This window comes from Sphingobacterium sp. SG20118 (assembly GCF_044740685.1).
GTDB lineage: Bacteria > Bacteroidota > Bacteroidia > Sphingobacteriales > Sphingobacteriaceae > Sphingobacterium.
The window spans coordinates 1,801,980-1,818,332 of the sequence record NZ_CP172826.1 but is presented as its reverse complement, the minus strand read 5'-3'; the positions used below and the strand labels follow the sequence as shown (position 1 = coordinate 1,818,332).

Annotated in this window: 15 protein-coding genes and 1 pseudogene; 4 read left to right on the top strand and 12 right to left on the bottom strand. The window is 32.5% G+C overall.

The features are described from left to right. Positions 1-81: 81 nt before the first annotated feature. From ACFX5U_RS08580 to ACFX5U_RS08560, 5 genes and pseudogenes are all read right to left on the bottom strand, one after another. On the bottom strand, positions 82-213 hold the full coding sequence (locus ACFX5U_RS08580) for a hypothetical protein (RefSeq protein WP_400263108.1): 132 nt from the start codon (positions 211-213) through the stop codon (positions 82-84). 294 nt (positions 214-507) lie between these two features. Beyond that, positions 508-957 carry a hypothetical protein gene (locus ACFX5U_RS08575; RefSeq protein WP_400263107.1) on the bottom strand — a complete coding sequence of 150 codons (450 nt, stop codon included), beginning with the start codon at positions 955-957 and terminating at the stop codon, positions 508-510. Positions 958-1,052: 95 nt separating this feature from the next. Further along, positions 1,053-2,021: a hypothetical protein gene (locus tag ACFX5U_RS08570; protein WP_400263106.1), complete on the bottom strand. Its 969-nt coding sequence runs from the start codon at positions 2,019-2,021 to the stop codon at positions 1,053-1,055. Positions 2,022-2,428: 407 nt separating this feature from the next. Continuing rightward, a pseudogene (locus ACFX5U_RS08565) lies at positions 2,429-2,572 on the bottom strand (IS3 family transposase); the annotation flags it as partial. 160 nt (positions 2,573-2,732) lie between these two features. Further along, a complete protein-coding gene (locus ACFX5U_RS08560; RefSeq protein WP_400263105.1) occupies positions 2,733-2,939 on the bottom strand; it encodes a hypothetical protein in 207 nt (68 codons plus the stop codon). 152 nt (positions 2,940-3,091) lie between these two features. On the opposite strand from ACFX5U_RS08560, the gene ACFX5U_RS08555 reads away from it, so the two are divergent. Continuing rightward, a complete protein-coding gene (locus ACFX5U_RS08555) occupies positions 3,092-4,297 on the top strand; it encodes an ImmA/IrrE family metallo-endopeptidase (RefSeq protein ID WP_400263104.1) in 1,206 nt (401 codons plus the stop codon). Between the two features lie 15 nt (positions 4,298-4,312). Then, entirely contained in the window at positions 4,313-4,936 is a 624-nt protein-coding gene (locus ACFX5U_RS08550; RefSeq protein ID WP_400263103.1) for a P63C domain-containing protein, read from the top strand. Between the two features lie 234 nt (positions 4,937-5,170). On the opposite strand, the gene ACFX5U_RS08545 is transcribed toward ACFX5U_RS08550, so the two are convergent. Both ACFX5U_RS08545 and ACFX5U_RS08540 read right to left on the bottom strand, forming a co-directional pair. Then, positions 5,171-5,410, bottom strand: coding sequence for a hypothetical protein (locus tag ACFX5U_RS08545; RefSeq protein ID WP_400263102.1), 240 nt, complete (start codon positions 5,408-5,410; stop codon positions 5,171-5,173). Positions 5,411-5,441: 31 nt separating this feature from the next. Further along, positions 5,442-5,678 (bottom strand): hypothetical protein, encoded by a 237-nt coding sequence (locus tag ACFX5U_RS08540; protein ID WP_400263101.1) that lies wholly within the window; start codon positions 5,676-5,678, stop codon positions 5,442-5,444. A 516-nt stretch (positions 5,679-6,194) separates the two neighbouring features. Between ACFX5U_RS08540 and ACFX5U_RS08535 the strand changes: the two genes are divergently transcribed. Both ACFX5U_RS08535 and ACFX5U_RS08530 read left to right on the top strand, forming a co-directional pair. Beyond that, positions 6,195-7,520, top strand: coding sequence for a sacsin N-terminal ATP-binding-like domain-containing protein (locus ACFX5U_RS08535; RefSeq protein ID WP_400263100.1), 1,326 nt, complete (start codon positions 6,195-6,197; stop codon positions 7,518-7,520). Then, positions 7,507-10,866, top strand: a complete 3,360-nt coding sequence (locus tag ACFX5U_RS08530; RefSeq protein WP_400263099.1) for an AAA domain-containing protein — start codon at positions 7,507-7,509, stop codon at positions 10,864-10,866. Before ACFX5U_RS08535 ends, ACFX5U_RS08530 begins: the two co-directional genes overlap by 14 nt. 417 nt (positions 10,867-11,283) lie before the next feature. On the opposite strand, the gene ACFX5U_RS08525 is transcribed toward ACFX5U_RS08530, so the two are convergent. Genes ACFX5U_RS08525 through ACFX5U_RS08505 form a run of 5 tightly spaced genes read right to left on the bottom strand, consistent with a single transcriptional unit; the run spans position 11,284 to position 16,182 of the window. Then, positions 11,284-11,895 carry a dual OB domain-containing protein gene (locus ACFX5U_RS08525; protein WP_400263098.1) on the bottom strand — a complete coding sequence of 204 codons (612 nt, stop codon included), beginning with the start codon at positions 11,893-11,895 and terminating at the stop codon, positions 11,284-11,286. Between the two features lies 1 nt (position 11,896). Further along, on the bottom strand, positions 11,897-12,373 hold the full coding sequence (locus tag ACFX5U_RS08520) for a DUF488 family protein (protein WP_400263097.1): 477 nt from the start codon (positions 12,371-12,373) through the stop codon (positions 11,897-11,899). Between the two features lie 3 nt (positions 12,374-12,376). Beyond that, the gene (locus tag ACFX5U_RS08515; RefSeq protein ID WP_400263096.1) at positions 12,377-12,931 is read right to left on the bottom strand and encodes a DUF488 family protein; all 555 of its coding nucleotides are present in this window, start codon (positions 12,929-12,931) and stop codon (positions 12,377-12,379) included. Positions 12,932-12,961: 30 nt separating this feature from the next. Next, a complete protein-coding gene (locus ACFX5U_RS08510) occupies positions 12,962-15,127 on the bottom strand; it encodes a hypothetical protein (protein WP_400263095.1) in 2,166 nt (721 codons plus the stop codon). Continuing rightward, positions 15,124-16,182, bottom strand: coding sequence for a 3'-5' exonuclease (locus ACFX5U_RS08505; protein ID WP_400263094.1), 1,059 nt, complete (start codon positions 16,180-16,182; stop codon positions 15,124-15,126). Before ACFX5U_RS08505 ends, ACFX5U_RS08510 begins: the two co-directional genes overlap by 4 nt. Positions 16,183-16,353: the final 171 nt, after the last annotated feature.

Genomic DNA, 16,353 nt, shown 5'->3' with positions numbered 1-16,353 from the left:
AAATCGAGGAGGATTTTGCAACTAAAATGGTATTCAAACCTCTGACTGTCCTTTTTACTTTACCTTTTTTAGGTCCGAGGCTCATGAAGCGAGATCTTCAGAAAGATGATTACCCAGTTCATCTTCCATCATGGATGCCAGTAAACACCTCATTAATAGAAATAATGCACCATCATCTGGAGGTAAACTTTTGCCTCTATAATGGCTCTGCATAGCTTCGTTTTTAAAGCGCTCGGAATGGCTAAGCCCTCTATATTATCCCCCTTCGCAAAGTCTAGAATATCCTATTCTAATACTTTTAGCATTGATAAGTACTTTATCCTTATCAGATACGTAAAGAGTAAGACCAAAATTTCAATTTATTTCAAGCACCTATCCTACCTGGTGTCCCAAAAGGAACCCCACGATAAGTCCATAGGGAGTAAATGTAGCCGGTATCGTTCAACAAGATTTTCATTTTTCTTCTTTTAGCCGCAACGAAAACTTAGTTGTTAGCGATTATTATATTCATCGCATAAAGTTCTTTAGTTTCTGTTTTATTGTTTCTTCGTCAAATTTCGGATTTCTTTTTATTCGCTTTTGTTTGTCATAGTTAAAGTCAGAGAACGAAATTTCAACCAAGATGATATTATGTTTAGGTAAAATATACCGTCTACGGTCATCATAAATTTTTCTTTGTTTCCCTCGATGAACACCGCTGACTGTCATGCGGTTTGGTTTATCAAAGAAGTTTACACTTTCTGTATGTTGTCTTTCACGATACTCAACAACAAGATTAAATTCTTCATAGAAACTATCAACTGGAAGTTTAGCTGAAATGCCTCTTGAATTTGGATCGCCAAGCAGAAAATCAAACTTATATTGTCGTAAAGAAGTTAATCCCAAAATCTTGTCACAGAAGTCAAGCACATAATGTTCATCCTTGTCAAAAACTTTCGGTGTCTTTGAAATTAACATATTTGAATCTTTTACTACTTTAACTAACTACTGTTCTGCAAGTTATGCACGGTAAACAATTTCTAGTCTTTAGTTTAAAATATTAAACCTAAATTTTATAACTGTTTTTTTGGAAAGACTGACTTTATATAACGCATACATAAATCTCCATCTTTGTGACAAGATATATTCAAATTTCCATCTTTATCTGACACAAAAATTCGCATATCCGAATTTGTAAAAGCACTCAAATCAATCGGTACTCGTGCATAAGGATTTACAAACAGACGTAATCCATCTGTCAAAGACTCGTTATAATTAGAAATATTTTCTTCGATTTTTATTGGGGTAAAATTATCTTTAATTCGAATTGCATAACAGGTGATGTCACCATTTACGCGACTTAAGACCCGTGCCTTACCGAATGTCGCTAAAGAACTATACAAAACTGCACTAACATCCTCAAATGCATTTGATCTAAATAATCCAAGATTTACCTTACTACCATTACTTTTTAATATAGTCTCCTTTTCTAAAACATCATATAGGAGCCATTGTAAGGGTACATCTCCATGTAAATTGAAATCCTGTCTAGTGTAATTTGAAATGGCGATGATAAATGGTTTATCTTTTACATGATTTAGATGTGAATAGCTTTCTTGAAACTTTTTCACCTTAGCTACGAACGCATTCGATAATCTGATAGCAGAAAGTCGAAAAACCTCAAAAGAATTTTCACGACCAATCGTTTTTATGTTTTTTTCCCATTCTGGCACATCATCCTGAGCATGATTTGCTACAGTGGCTTCAATTACGATACCACATTTACTAACAAAATCAGGCGCAGAGTAAGAAAAATCCATTTCCATTTTCAGCTCCTTCAATACTGCATATAAATAAAGTTCCCAAAAACTCGAATTGTATGTAGTTTGGAATTCTCTAACAAATTTACCATCTCTGTCTTTAAAACCTTTAGCCCAGTTTTTAATAACTTCCCTAACTCCAGAAGCATGTGGAGCAAGTGTGGCTAGAAAATTTGGGTGGAGTTTATCTCTTTGAAGTATAGGTGTGAAAAGATCAAGCATATGTAAAAAATTATATAACGTTTAATGATTACCCATTGATCCCCCTTCAATAATATAACCCACATAACACTTTGCCGGGTAAACATCTAGATATAAAGATGTTAAATGGACTTTGAATCCGAACTTGCACGTTATTGCGCGTTGGTATTGAACTTCAAAAGTGTATTCCTTATCCACCTTGTCCTTTTCGTCTACAATTTTTAACAAACTCCTTTCGATTTCATTCTCCGGCACCAACGTTATGTGACATTGTAAATGCCCTGTCTTTGTTATTTCATTTTTAAGTTCTTCTAAGTACAGTAAAATAAATATACAAAACTTAAAATTCTTTTCAAACATTAAAAGACTACTAAAAGTGAATATTCCGGAGAAAATACACCACCCATTCCGAGCGAAAGTGCACCAGATTTAAGAATTCCATTGACTCTTTCCGCAATTGGGTTCCCATAGGCTTCCCCACTCTTAGTCATACTGATTTTGATACCAGCTTTTTTTAATCGTATAATATATTCGAAACAACAATATTGTACCCCACGATCTGAATGGTGGATCAAGGAGTCTCAAACATCTAAATCGTCAGCATAATCACAATCATTGCATTAAGACCGTAAATTAGCACATTGGCTTTCTCCAATGCTTTTTCAAGATCCTTAATCCGCTACTTCAATAAAACCGTGTCGTTGATCTTTGGCTTTTCCATAGGAACTAAAGTTACGGCTCATTTTTTAATTTACTCTTGTAATTGTTAATCCAGTTGATCAAAATATGAATGTTGGGTAAGTCGTATTTCTTAGCGACTTGTGCGGCTGATACGTTCTTGTAAACAACCGATTCTACCAGCTTGTAAACAACCGATTCTACCAGCTTTTCTTTAAATTCCTCAGGGAACTCAAATCTTGATAATGACTGTTCTTTCATATTGCTTTAAGTTTTTCCAGAAAACTGTAAAGCAATACGCGGATAAGACTCAACTTATCATTGTAATTTTACAATAAACTTTTTCACAAGCCATTTTCTTTCAAAAAAAACTTGTACTTTTGTTATTGTAAAATTACAATAGAATTTCAAATATGTCAGAAAAGTATTTTAATGTTGATGAACTCTTAAGTAGTCTTTTTCCAGATCAAAGTTTAATCACGCTATTTGATGATAGAATACAAGAACTTGGTATTGCTCCTACAAATGCCTTAGAAATCATGGATATCGAATTTAGAGCATTGCAAAAAATATTAAAAGGAACCAGTCCAAGAGTTGATACCAGAAATTTAATGAAATTATCTAATTTTTTGAATCTTCCCCTTGAGCGAGTTGTAAAACTATTTTATAGGGCCTTGGAATCAAATTTCCCTGAGATGCAAGAGTTTCCTCAAGATAAAATCGAATTTATTAATAAGAATTTTGATCTTGCTATGTTGAAAAGAATGGGTTTTATCAAAGACTTAGCAAATTATCAGCATATAGAAGATTGCATATTGCGTTATTTTGGATATAAATCTATATTTGAATTTAAACTTCCTGATCAAGATGTTGCTTTTAGTGCGGGAATAAGACCTCCAAAGAGTATTCTTTCAAAAGGTTTTTGGATAAAATCAGCTATAGATACTTTCAATATTTTATCAAATCCATATGAGTACAATAGAAACAGTCTAATGGCTTATATACCAGAAATAAGGTGGCAGTCAACTAATGTGGAAAATGGGCTTAAAAATGTTGTTAACGATCTTTATAGATTAGGTGTTACCGTTGTTTATCAAACCTCTGTCCCCTCTCTACATTTGAAAGGAGCAACTGTTATAGTTAATGATAAGCCATGTATAGTTTTGACTGATTATATGGGTTATTATACAACACTATGGCATACGCTGTGTCATGAACTATCTCACGTACTCTTTGATCTAGAAGATATTCGAAAAAGTAGATATCATATATCAGAAGATAAAAATAATGAGCTCCCTATCCAAGAAAAGGAAGATGCAGCAGATTATTTTGCTCGGGAGTTTCTTTTCTCTAAAGATAAGCTAGAACTAATCAAACCCCACATAAATAATAAAAAGTTTATTGAGGAATATGCCATGCGTAATCAGATACATGAAAGTTTTATTTATACTTATTATGCTAAAGAGCGTGGTAAAGAAGATTTAAAAGCCTGGGCACGAGTTAAATTAAAGGATCCATCATTTAAAAGTATCATGAAGTATATAGAGAACCCTTGGGATCATTTTGATCCAATTGAAAAGCATATTGAGAATCTAAAAAATAACGGTATTTATAATTAATTCAGATAGTAAGGCATGAAACAAAAGAAAGAAAAAGCGATTAAAAGCGATAATGGACAAGAAGCTGGAGAATTATCAATAGTTGATAGACAATCAGCATTAGACCTCTTTAAAGATTTAGCCGACAATAAAGCTGAACAAGTTTATCTAGCAAAACTAAAGAGAGATAAAGAAATTATTCAGCTTATTGGAGGTGGTAAAACATCTTTGTACGAAGAGCAAAGAAAAAAGGCTAAATTAATTGAAAGTTTTCCTCAAGCCTATGGATCAAAGTTCAGTCAATTCTTTGAGGAGCTTGCTAGTTTAGCAAAATGGACTGATGAACAGAAAAAATCGTTTCATAAGCCTCAAATTGCGCCAAAAATTATTAATAATTACATATATTCAAGGTTCCCCCATGAAGTAATTTCTCATATGCTGGAAAAAAACCCTTATGTTAAATGGTGTTTGAGACAGCATAAGCATTACTTATTTTTAGCAGAAGATGGAATTTTAATGCTAGAAAAATTTATTGATGACACTGTGACAGTAATGAAGGAATGTACAACAGTCTACGAGTTTGAGAAAGAATATTCAAGACGATTTGGAAAAGGATTTCAACCTGTTTTGTTCGAAAAATATCTTGGATTGATAAGTTAATTAGTTTTTAATGTTTATCTAAAAGACTTCTGACTTCGAATGCTATTGAAATAGTTATTGTCGAAGTATATTAAAAAAAATAAAAGTAATAAATCTACTTTTATTACAAAAGAGTAGCAAAAAAGGATTTTGAGTTAGACAACCTATAAAAAAAATAAATATGAATATTAAAATGATGATTGTATTAACTTAAACTTTGCTAAGTTAATACAATCATTTTTAATACAAATACCTCTAATCAACCATTCTTCTCTTGAGCAGCGCCAACTCCCCTGCTATCATATCTGGCCATCGTACGAAGCCCTGCCTAATGATATACTCACCTTCCTCTAACGTGAACAATTTGGAGATGCTAAAAGCGGACTCTCGGATCCCTGCAATCTGTCTAAAAGTTAGCTGTGCTCTGCTTTTACTTGTTTTTACAGCTGTAGGATGCTTGAGTATATATTCTTGGTGTATTTGCTTTAAATTCATCTTTCGTCGTTTTAAATTAATCGGTCATCAATTAGAAAACTCGTAAGAATTTTCCTTCTAACACTACTTCAGGCACATCTAGAATCTGCTCGATAACTACGGTAGCAGAATCCTCTTTAAACTCACCCATAAATGCCCATAGGTCATTTACTTTTGTCGGAACAAAATGCTGGACAACATCGTCCACACTGTTATCTGACTTCAGGATATTGTATCCTTTACTTTTAAGGTCCTTCAAGATTTCGATAGTCAATGGTATATGCCTCACAATTATTATTTATCTTTTCGCCTATTTCCAACAGAGTTACTTTTCTGTATAAGCCACTTTACTATAAAGTGAACTTACAGAACCCTCCCCGGCTTTAATTTAACAATATTGAACAGATTGGGCACGCCAGAATGTTGAGCAACCGGTTATCTTGCAGCGTGTCCATCCTTATTCAATATCCAAAGATAAATAATAAAACTAAATATATTAGTTTTATTATTTGCTATAAATTTTAGCTTATGTTTTTTAATTATTTAAAGTATCTGGGCTTTGGAAATACGGTTTCCCGTAAATATTTAATAAGGCTTTGATTTACATTCGCGAGATCTTAAATTTAAATTAAATAACCATATTATTAAAAATCAAGATGATTTGCTAAAAATTGAAATATAACAAAGGTTAGTACAAAATTTTTTAAAAAATTATTCTCAATAGTTTACAGAGCTTATCTTGAACATAGGAAACCCTTCCTAATTCAATGGTTCAGAAACTATAACCAAAAATAACATCAATAAAATGACAGAGCAACACCAAATTTGGTTTGATAAACTAGCGAAAGACCGAGAAGAAAGCGCCATAACACTTGAAAAGCCTTCTATGCGTGGCATTAAAAATAGTGTCGTAGAAAAATACAGCGACCAAGCACATTTTATCTATGAACTGTTGCAAAATGCTAATGATGCCAAGGCGACACAATCTTCACTCGAACTAACAACTAACGGATTATACTTCAAACATAATGGAAAAGTCCTTTTTAGTGTTTCAAATCCTGACACAGAAGACGAGGACAAAACAAATAATACTCTTGGGCACATTAATTCCATTACGGCCATAGCCAACAGTAACAAGACAGACTCTTCCATCGGAAAATTTGGTGTTGGTTTTAAAGCTGTTTTTCAATACACTGAAACACCTCATATATACGACCCGAACTTTCAATTTAAGATTGACAGATTTATTATTCCTGTGAAATTGGAAGATGATTTGCCAGACAGGCAAAAAAACGAAACTATCTTTTATTTTCCTTTCAATAAAACTGAAGTGTCCCCAGAAAAAGCACACGCAGACATTTTAGAAAAATTGAAAAAATTGGTTTTCCCTACACTATTTTTATCCAGTTTACAAGAGATAAAGTGGAAGGCAGAAAGTGAAACAGGTGAATACACCAAGAAAAGAAGTAAACAAAAACTAGCTGACGACATTACTTATGAAAAAGTCGAACTCTATCAACAAATTGGATTAAACCAGACCAACGAAAAAGTATATCTATTCACTCGCTCTACAGAAGAAAATCACAGCTATTCTATCGGCTTCTTTCTTGATAAAAAAGGTAAGCTAACACCAAAACAATTTACTGCTTTTTGTTTCTTTCCTACTAAGGAAACGACTAACTTAAATTTTATTCTACACGCCCCATTCTTACTAACTGATAGCCGAGAAGGTATTCATCGTTCGAAAGATCACAATGCTAACATGGTGGAGTTGCTTTCACAACTCGCTGCTGACAGTTTGTTGATTTTGAAAGAAGTAAAATTAATTAATGATGATATACTTGAAATAATCCCATATAAAAATATTGAATACGGTCACGATAGTTTTTTTAACGTCTTCTATCAAAAAATAAAGGAAACACTCAAGACAGAAGAAATTCTACCGGCACAAGATAGATCCTTTGCTCATAAACTAAACGCTTATTGGGCTGATGTACCAGATTTAGCAACTTTATTCTCCAATGAACAACTTGCAGATTTGGTTAAAAATGAAAATGCAAAGTGGGTTTTCTCAACCATCGGAAGAACAAAAGACAAAGAAATCACAGAGTATATAGATGGTGGTTTCTGAAAGATCTTGGGATAAAAAAGAACCTAATTTGATAAAATCAAATTTAGACTTTGAGAATAAGATTGCTGAGCTAATAACTAGTGATTTTATAAAAAGACAAGCAAATGAATGGTTACATAAATTCTATGAGTACTTATCTGAAAGAAAGTCTTATCAAGATAAATTCAAGACAAAGCCAATTTTCAAGGATACACACGGAAGTACGGTTTCAGCATTTGAACTAAACGGGAAAGAATTACACGGAATCTTATTTTTGCCATTAGATGAAGTGCACTCTTCTTACAAAACCATTGACGTTGAATTATTAAAAAATGAGAAGACAAAAGAATTTATTGAAAACTTCGGTGTAAAAAAACCAAGTTTGAAAGATGAAATTTATAATCATGTATTGCCTTTATATGTGACAGATGATGACATCGACACACGACCGCATTTTGAAATATTTTTTAAGTATTGGAAAGAAGAGGGACGACCAGAAGATTTTGTGAATCTGATAAGGGATAAATCATTTATTCTCTACAAAACAAATGATGATGAGACAAGATTTAGAGGTGAAGCAAGTGACATATATTATCCATCATCAGATTTAGAAAAGTATTTTGAGACAAAACCTGAAACAAGATTTGTTGACTTAGAAAACTATTACTCTTATATAACGGACGGAAAAGAACAAGAAATTCTGAAAGATTTTTTGGTAAAATTAGGTGTAAGGCTATTACCAAGAATATTTAAAGAAGTAATTATCGATTCGTCTATAAAACAGCAATTAGAGCTTCGTCAATCCACTTACGGCTATAATGACAGAAATACAACTATTGATAAAGTTATAGAGGGTTGTAAAGAAGTTCTAGAAAATATCGACATTGACAAATCTTTGTTGGTATGGAGGTATTTAGGTAAACTTCAAATATCGGAATTGAAAGGTCAGCATAGGTATTTTTACTACTCACAACAATACCAATCTTTTGAGTCGACGACACTTACTTTGCTAAAAACAAATAAATGGCTTTTATCTGATTGCGGTGAATTCGTAGCACCAAATGAAATCACCATAAATGAATTAGCTGATGGATATGAAAATAATCTAGAATTAGAACATCTACTTGGGTTTAAGCCATCTATTATTTTGACCGAAGCTGAAAGAATTGCTCAGAAGTTCGAAAATGAAGACGAGGCTGAAGAAGCCAAAAAAGCTCTCGCGGAAAAAAGAGAAAAGGAAAACAGAAAGATAGAACGAAAAATATCGGGGGCAAGTATTGAATATGATACAGATGATTTAGAAGAAGCTATCGAAAGCTTGGACAACCTCTCAGAATCTGTAACAAAGTTAAAAACAGAAAAGGAAAAAACAAACGCATTACCTGATTTTGACGAAGATGAAGAACTCGCAATAGGTATCGAAGGTTTAAAAAGACAGCTTGAAATTAAAAAAAACAGAGTCGATCTAGTTGATAACATTAATAAAAGCGTAAAATACTCTTACGATTGGTTTAAATCTTATTTACAGTTGCTGACTACGTATGTAGAAAAACAAGACACGAATAAACAAAAATCGATATCATTTCAAGAGATTAAGCCTTATAAAACCGGAAATAAATACTTTTTGCTATGCGGTGCAAGTAGTTACATATCACCTGAAATTGAAAACGCTAATGATTTTAAAATTTCCCTTGTTTATGGAAATGGTAAGAGAGAAAACATCACTGTTGAGGGGGTTTCTAAAAAGGGACAAGATTTGTTAATCTATTGCCGTGAACCGTTATCAAATAATACCCTTTACAGATTCTCAGAAATATTTAAAGTTGAAATCAATTTTACGCCTGTCATTGATTTACTAGACAGACTATACAAAGCTTTCACAAATGACAGTAATATTGATAAGTGGGAAGATATACAAGAAGCAATGCCTTCTCTAAATTTCATTTATGGCCCTCCTGGAACAGGAAAAACGACCACAATATGTAATAAAATAAATGAAATTTTAACTGAAAATCCTAAGGCAAAGTTTTTGGTTCTCACGCCGACCAACAAAGCTGCGGATGTCGTTTGTAAAAAACTGCAAAGCATCAACACCGCTATTTATACCATTCGTTTAAGTCGTCCCACAGATTCGGACTTGGAAGATAGTGGTATTTATGTAGATTCATTAGATAGTAAATCTCTAAAGAATGTCAATGTGGTCGCTTCAACAATTCATCGTTTACCTTATTTTGATATACATGGCGAAAAAGACGGAGAAAGCTTTGAATACAAATTCTTTAAACACAGAAAATTTGACTACATAATCTTTGACGAGTCCTCAATGACTGGATTGCATTATATTACATTCGCAATTATGTCGCTGTTCAAGACAAATAAAAATACAAAATTCATCGTGGCAGGTGATCCTAAACAGATTCCACCAGTTATAGAAATAAATGACAAAGAGTTAGAAAACTTCGACTTTCAAGACGAAAACATATACAAAATGATGGGGCTTGAAAGTTTTGACCCAAAAGAACAGAAAATTAGAGAGAATGACATAATTCAAAACCTTGGCAAACAATACCGTAGTATTCCACAAATCGGACAGCTTTTTAACGAGCTCTCCTACTCAGGTCTATTAGAGCACGACAGAGCAACGAATAGAAAAGAAACTAAACAATTGCCAGAAAAGTACAAAAAGTTGTTCTCATCAAACGTGACATTTGTTGATGTTCCCTTAAATCAAGAAAATTCTATTTATAGAGTCAACAAGCTGTTTTACAGCTCATATCATACTTATTGTGCTATATTAGTTTCTGAAATCATAAAGGATTTTGACAAAGTAAACAAGGATGAGCAGTGGACAATCGGACTAGTTACTCCATATAAAGCGCAGGCAATTTTGCTAAGTAAACTGATCACATCTTACGGTATTTCTGAAAATATAAAAGTGTTCTCTGATACCGTTCATGGTTTTCAAGGAGACGAGTGTGATATTGTATTATTTGTTTGTAATCCAAACGGATATCATTACTCTGGACACGAAAAAGCACTATTATCAAAAGAATACATCTACAATGTAGCAATCAGCAGAGCAAAAGACCATTTGATTATTTTGCACCCATATACCGCTATTAAAAGCAATAGTTTCATTAACAAAATTGGGGGTTCGTATAAAAGCAACTTTGGTAATGCAAAAATATTAAGTGCAAAGGATATCGAAAGATTACTGTTCAATGACGAAAAATACATTGAGAAAAACAGCTATGCATCAGGGCATGAAAATGTTAATGTTTTTGGTACATCTGAAATGAAGTATTTTATCAAAGCAAACGATACGGCAATAGATATACAATTAGACCATTTAAAGAATTCAAAATAAAGCTTTACAGTCTCAGTAAATAACAAAATTACTGAGACTGTATGTATCCTGTTAAGCAAGTCCATATTTGAATGACAATTAGTGGTTGCTACTTTTGTTGATATAAATACAGTACAAGAACAACGGAGTAACATGCTAACCTTAGTTAAAAAGTCGCGTGGGAGTGGGCAATGGTCTTTACCAATACATAACTGGGGTATAATCTTAATTCAGTTCTTGACTTTATTTGAAAAAAAGTCCAACTATAAGATATAATTGAATTCCTTATTTTGTATTTACACATTTTATGGGACACTGCCTATTTAAAATCAGTAATCCAATCCTGAGTTCTCTTCTTTTAAATACTCCAGTTTCTTGGGAGGAGGTGCAATGATCCACCAATCCCTAATCAAATTGTAAAATGTAATTATTCATTATCTATATATACCACCCTGACAATTGTAAATAGCATCTTTTTTCATTACTATCGGGTGACCACCACCGAGCCAATGATACCCTAACCAAAGTTCCTAAAGGAATTATTTCCACAGGCTCTTGTAATCCAACGTAAGCTAATTTATTTTCCCCAAGAATATATTTATATTTTGGTTTAATATCACTTACACTCAATCTTAATTCACGATTTGACATCCAAAAACCAACACTATTTTCTGGGACTCCTCTTGCTTCACAAATATACCCGCTCCCATTTTTTGTCCACTGTAGTTTACCATCATATAATTTATCAATATCTCCAGCCCAAAATTTAACATCGACATTTTCAAAGAGATAGTCAACCATTTTCTTTATAGATTGGAAACTGGATTTATACACCAAGGTATTTACCAAAACATCTTCAATATGAGGTGGTTTTTTATCTTTTCGTTCAGTAAAAGTTATACTATAGACATCACCAACTTTAATCTCTGTATCAGTATCTTGATTATTACCACTTTGATTAAGTAGTCTTACAGCGCGCCCGTTATCTAATATACCACCGATACAGAATGCATTAGCCATACGAGTTTTTGAGACTATGATAACATCCATACTACAAGTGTGTAATCTTATAACCAAGTTGTTTAAGTCTATTGGTAACAATTGACCTATGACAAGCCTCTGGTTTCTCCTCTACACAAAATAATACGATACGTCTAGCGCCTATATCTTCTAAATTTCCAATAAATCCATCAAAATCAAACGATCCTATTACTTTATCATTATACGCTAGGGTAAATACATTTCCCAGTTTGTTTCTATCACGTTTTAACTCACCTTGTATAGCATCTGATTCTTTTTGAAGGTCTCGTATCTCAGTTGTAGGTGCTAAATCAATAAAATGTCCGTATTTTATCTGAAGGTCTTTCAGTTTTTCTTGCAGGCGATTACTATTAACAAAAGCATATTGTACCCCTCTAACTCCCCTACGTTGTCTGATATCACAAAATGCATCTATGTTGTTTTGAGTGAGCTTATTAAAATATTCCTTCTCAGTAGAATTGTAAACTCCAACCGTAAAAAACTCCATAATTTAAAGATATACTTTTCTAGAAGTTCGGTTTTCAGGTTCACCAAATAAATTAAATTCAGCAACACCTTTATTAAGTTCGTTGATAACTGTTATCTGATCTTTTAATTTTCCTTTTTCATCAATGTGCTTCATTGGAATATCTTCTAAGCTCAAAACACGGCCTATTAATTTACTGCGATGGCACTCACACGGCTTGCTTTCACTGCACATAATCACTAAAGGGATATTTTTATTGTATGCCGTTTTTAAACGCTCAATACCTTCTTTAAAAAATAATCTATTTTTTACTATTTCATAATTCACTTTGCCTTCTGTATCGTAGCATGAAATATCTTTCGGTCTTCCACCGATGCTATCGCCCATAAAAACATATGTAATTCCATTATTTTCCAATAATAGTTTTAAATCGCTTTGATTGTATTGTGGATTAAATTTTGAGTAAGGTTGTGAGCGAACATCAATAAGATATAAAACTCCAACCTCTTTTAATAAGTTCAAAAAATCATCAACCTTACGATTTCCGTGTCCGATAGTATATAATGGATACTTCTGCATATATCAAATGTACAAATAATCTAATAATTGTTATAAATATCTACTTTTTAGTTCTTTAAACAACTTATCTAATATATCTAGTGGTATTTTTGGTTCTATTTTACCATCACCAGGTTTTTTACCATAATTGTAGAAATGTTCTATTACATTGGAATTAGACGGATCTTTACCTGCATATGCTCCATTTGTTCTATACTGATCCATCACCCAATTAAATTTTCTCTCAATACTTACTTGTAGATCCTGTGGTACTAATCTTTGAATATAAGACCAAGCTTTGGGGTCGTTGTAAATAAAATTCTCCTCTCTTAAAGATGTAACACGATGATTATCAAATATATTGCAACGAACATTTATATCCATTGAAAGCTGAGATTGCTGTTTTTTATTCTTCGGTTTTATTGATTTTGAAATAGCTTTTATTAATCCTTTTTGACCTTTAGTGGAATTCCATTTTATAGAATTAGCTATTGTCTCATTCCAGTACTCCAAAGAATGAATGTCGTTTTCAAAGAATTTTCCAATAATCTCCGTTTGAATATTCGTATTCAACTTGTTGTACTCTTCAAATGTTGCTAATTCCCCTTTTAATCGCTCAGGAGTGACATTGCATATTCCAATATTATCATTCAGCTCAATATTAGATTCAATATGCTCTCTCTTCCTTATATTAAGCTCGCCCTCAAGTTTAATTCCATGAACTTGTTCGTAAATGTGTCTATAAACCTCACTAACATAAGCTAAATCGTCCGATAAAAACAAATAATTGGTAAAAGTTTTTGGCATATTTGCAAAACCAAAAACGGATCCCCACAAGCCATAAGCTATACGAAAATCACCTATTTCATTTGAAATCAAATAATCTTCTAGTCTATTTAGATCAAAATCGCCCTTTTGGCAGAAAGCCGCAAATGATTTCAAAGTTAAATTCTCCAGACTATTGATGTCAAAAGCAGAATGTGTATTTAAATTTTTTAATAAATCATTTATATACTTTTGCCACTCACTATTTTCCCATTTATCTATTAACTCTTCCCTAAATACAACTCCTCCTGCCTTTGCGAATTCATATCGTGACTGCATGAGCTCTTCGCTGTTAAATCCTTCTTCTAAATATCTATTTAATAGCCTTGTTAGAAATTTCTTTTGTTTGGGAATATCTATTATTTTTCCATTCTGAAGTAAAGGCAACATAGAAGAACCACTGTTTAATTTACTCTCATTAGATTCTACCTTTGAAATTTGTTCTTCTAAAGGATAAATATACGCTTCTAATGTGCTGTTAGTTCCATTAGAATTAAAAAATGGTCCCAGTTGATATGGTAATTTTACATCTTGCTTCTTAAGCCAAAGATCAAATAATCCTTCTTTTTTAATAGCCTCAACAAAACTTATGTTAGCACGATTAATGGGATATTCTTTATTTTTTTCTTCAATAAGAAACTCAACTTTCTGTTGATAATTATCTAATTTAAGTAAGAGGTTGTTAATTTTTTTGTTCAACGACATCAAATGTGAAGCTTGTTGTGAACTGGCTCTGCCACCAGGGTTTGTTACCGTCGCAGAGAGTACATTACGTAACTCTTTTGTGAACTTCTTCAATGCAACGACATTAGAAGAGAGTGATTTGTTAGAGGCTATCAAATAGCTATACAGAAAACCTTTCAATTTGTTGGTAATCCTATCCTTTGAAATATAATTTGAGAAGTCACCTTTAGACTCTTCTAAACTGGTAAAACCCAGTTTAGAAGAGTCTAAAAGAACTGGTTTTAACAAAAAACATGGATCATAAAGAGAAACTAACTTTGATTCAACACTTTGCTCAACATTTGACAATGTCCTTAATTTTTCTTGTTCATTTCTAAAAAAAACGTTAGTCGTAAAAGGATTTAAATATATAGTTTGTTCACTAAAATAAATATTTTCGTGTTTTTGAATAATATCCTCTGCTATATATTTCGTATTAATTTCAATAATCATCGGATAGTTTTCCAACTCTTCATCGACAATATTAAAATCAGGATATTTTTCATAAAGTATAATGCGCGTATCTAAATTATTTGGTACTACTTTATAAAAACGTTTATAACCAAAGCCCCGTCTTTCATAAAATTTGGCAGGAGAAATGGATTCACTCGACATAATATTATTGAAATTAAGTGTCGTAGTAGCAATATATAATTTTCCAGGTATCATAATAATTCTGTTTCAACAGATAAACTCGTTTCGAATATTGTTGTTGGAATATCATCGAAAAAACTAGATAAAGTTCCAGAATGCATGATATATAATGATTGATAAGTTCGAGTAATGGCTACATACAATGCATTTCTATTGTCTTCGTCTGACTCCAAACAATCTGGCACGAAAACTGCCTCAAATTGAAGTCCCTTCGCACTATGATACGTCATTAGTTTTGGGTTCGTTGAATTAAAATTAAGTTCAACATTTTCGTTAACTTTAGCTTCAATATTCATACCAATCTTACGTAAATATTCTGCAGCATGAATGACTTCCTTATTTGATCGAAATAAAACTCCGACATCCTCAAACCCTCTATTTTTAATAATTTCAGCAATAGCATCTAATTGTTCATCTATTGACAAATATCGCATTATTTTAGGTTTTTCCACACCTTCATTTCTACATCTTCCTTCTAAATCATCAGGCGTACCACTAATAAATTCTGCTAATCGTGCTATCTTTTTAGGTAATCTATGATTAAAAACCAACTGCTCCATCTGTAAGCCAGCTACATCAGCAATTTCTTCCATAGACTTGAAAATATTATCTTTCCGGAATGAGTAGAGTTGTTGCGCTGCATCACCATATAATAATAGCGCTTTATTTGCGTAACTTTTTATTGTTAGCAAATCCTCTTTAGTCAAATCTTGAACTTCATCAATTATTATGTAATCATAGGTTCCTTTTTTCCAATCTCCTTTTTCCCAAATACCATCGTTATTAGTCCAATGAAAACACTGATTAAGGCTCTGCACATTATTTGGTGAAAGTCCAATCTGATTAATACCATCTTTCATATATTGAAGAAGTGCCTTAGCATATACAATAAATAAAAAGCTTCCTTTTTTATCGTCTTGTATTTGTTTGGCTTTCCAAAGAGCAAGAATAGATTTTCCACTACCAGCACACCCTTTTACGATAAATGAATTATCAGTTCTACGGTTTATAATTTTAACTTGATAATCATCAAGCTCCGACTCTCTTATGTAAAAATCTCTTTTAGGCATATGTAACGATTCATTAAAATAAGTTTAAACGTATATTAAGCATAATGGCGTCATCAAACTAAACTTGACATTTTCGTCCAAATCCTTAAGGTGGAATTTTTTACATAAAAATACTGATTTTTGTTGATATTCAACGGTAAACTTTCCTCTATTTTAGATAAAAAATGAATG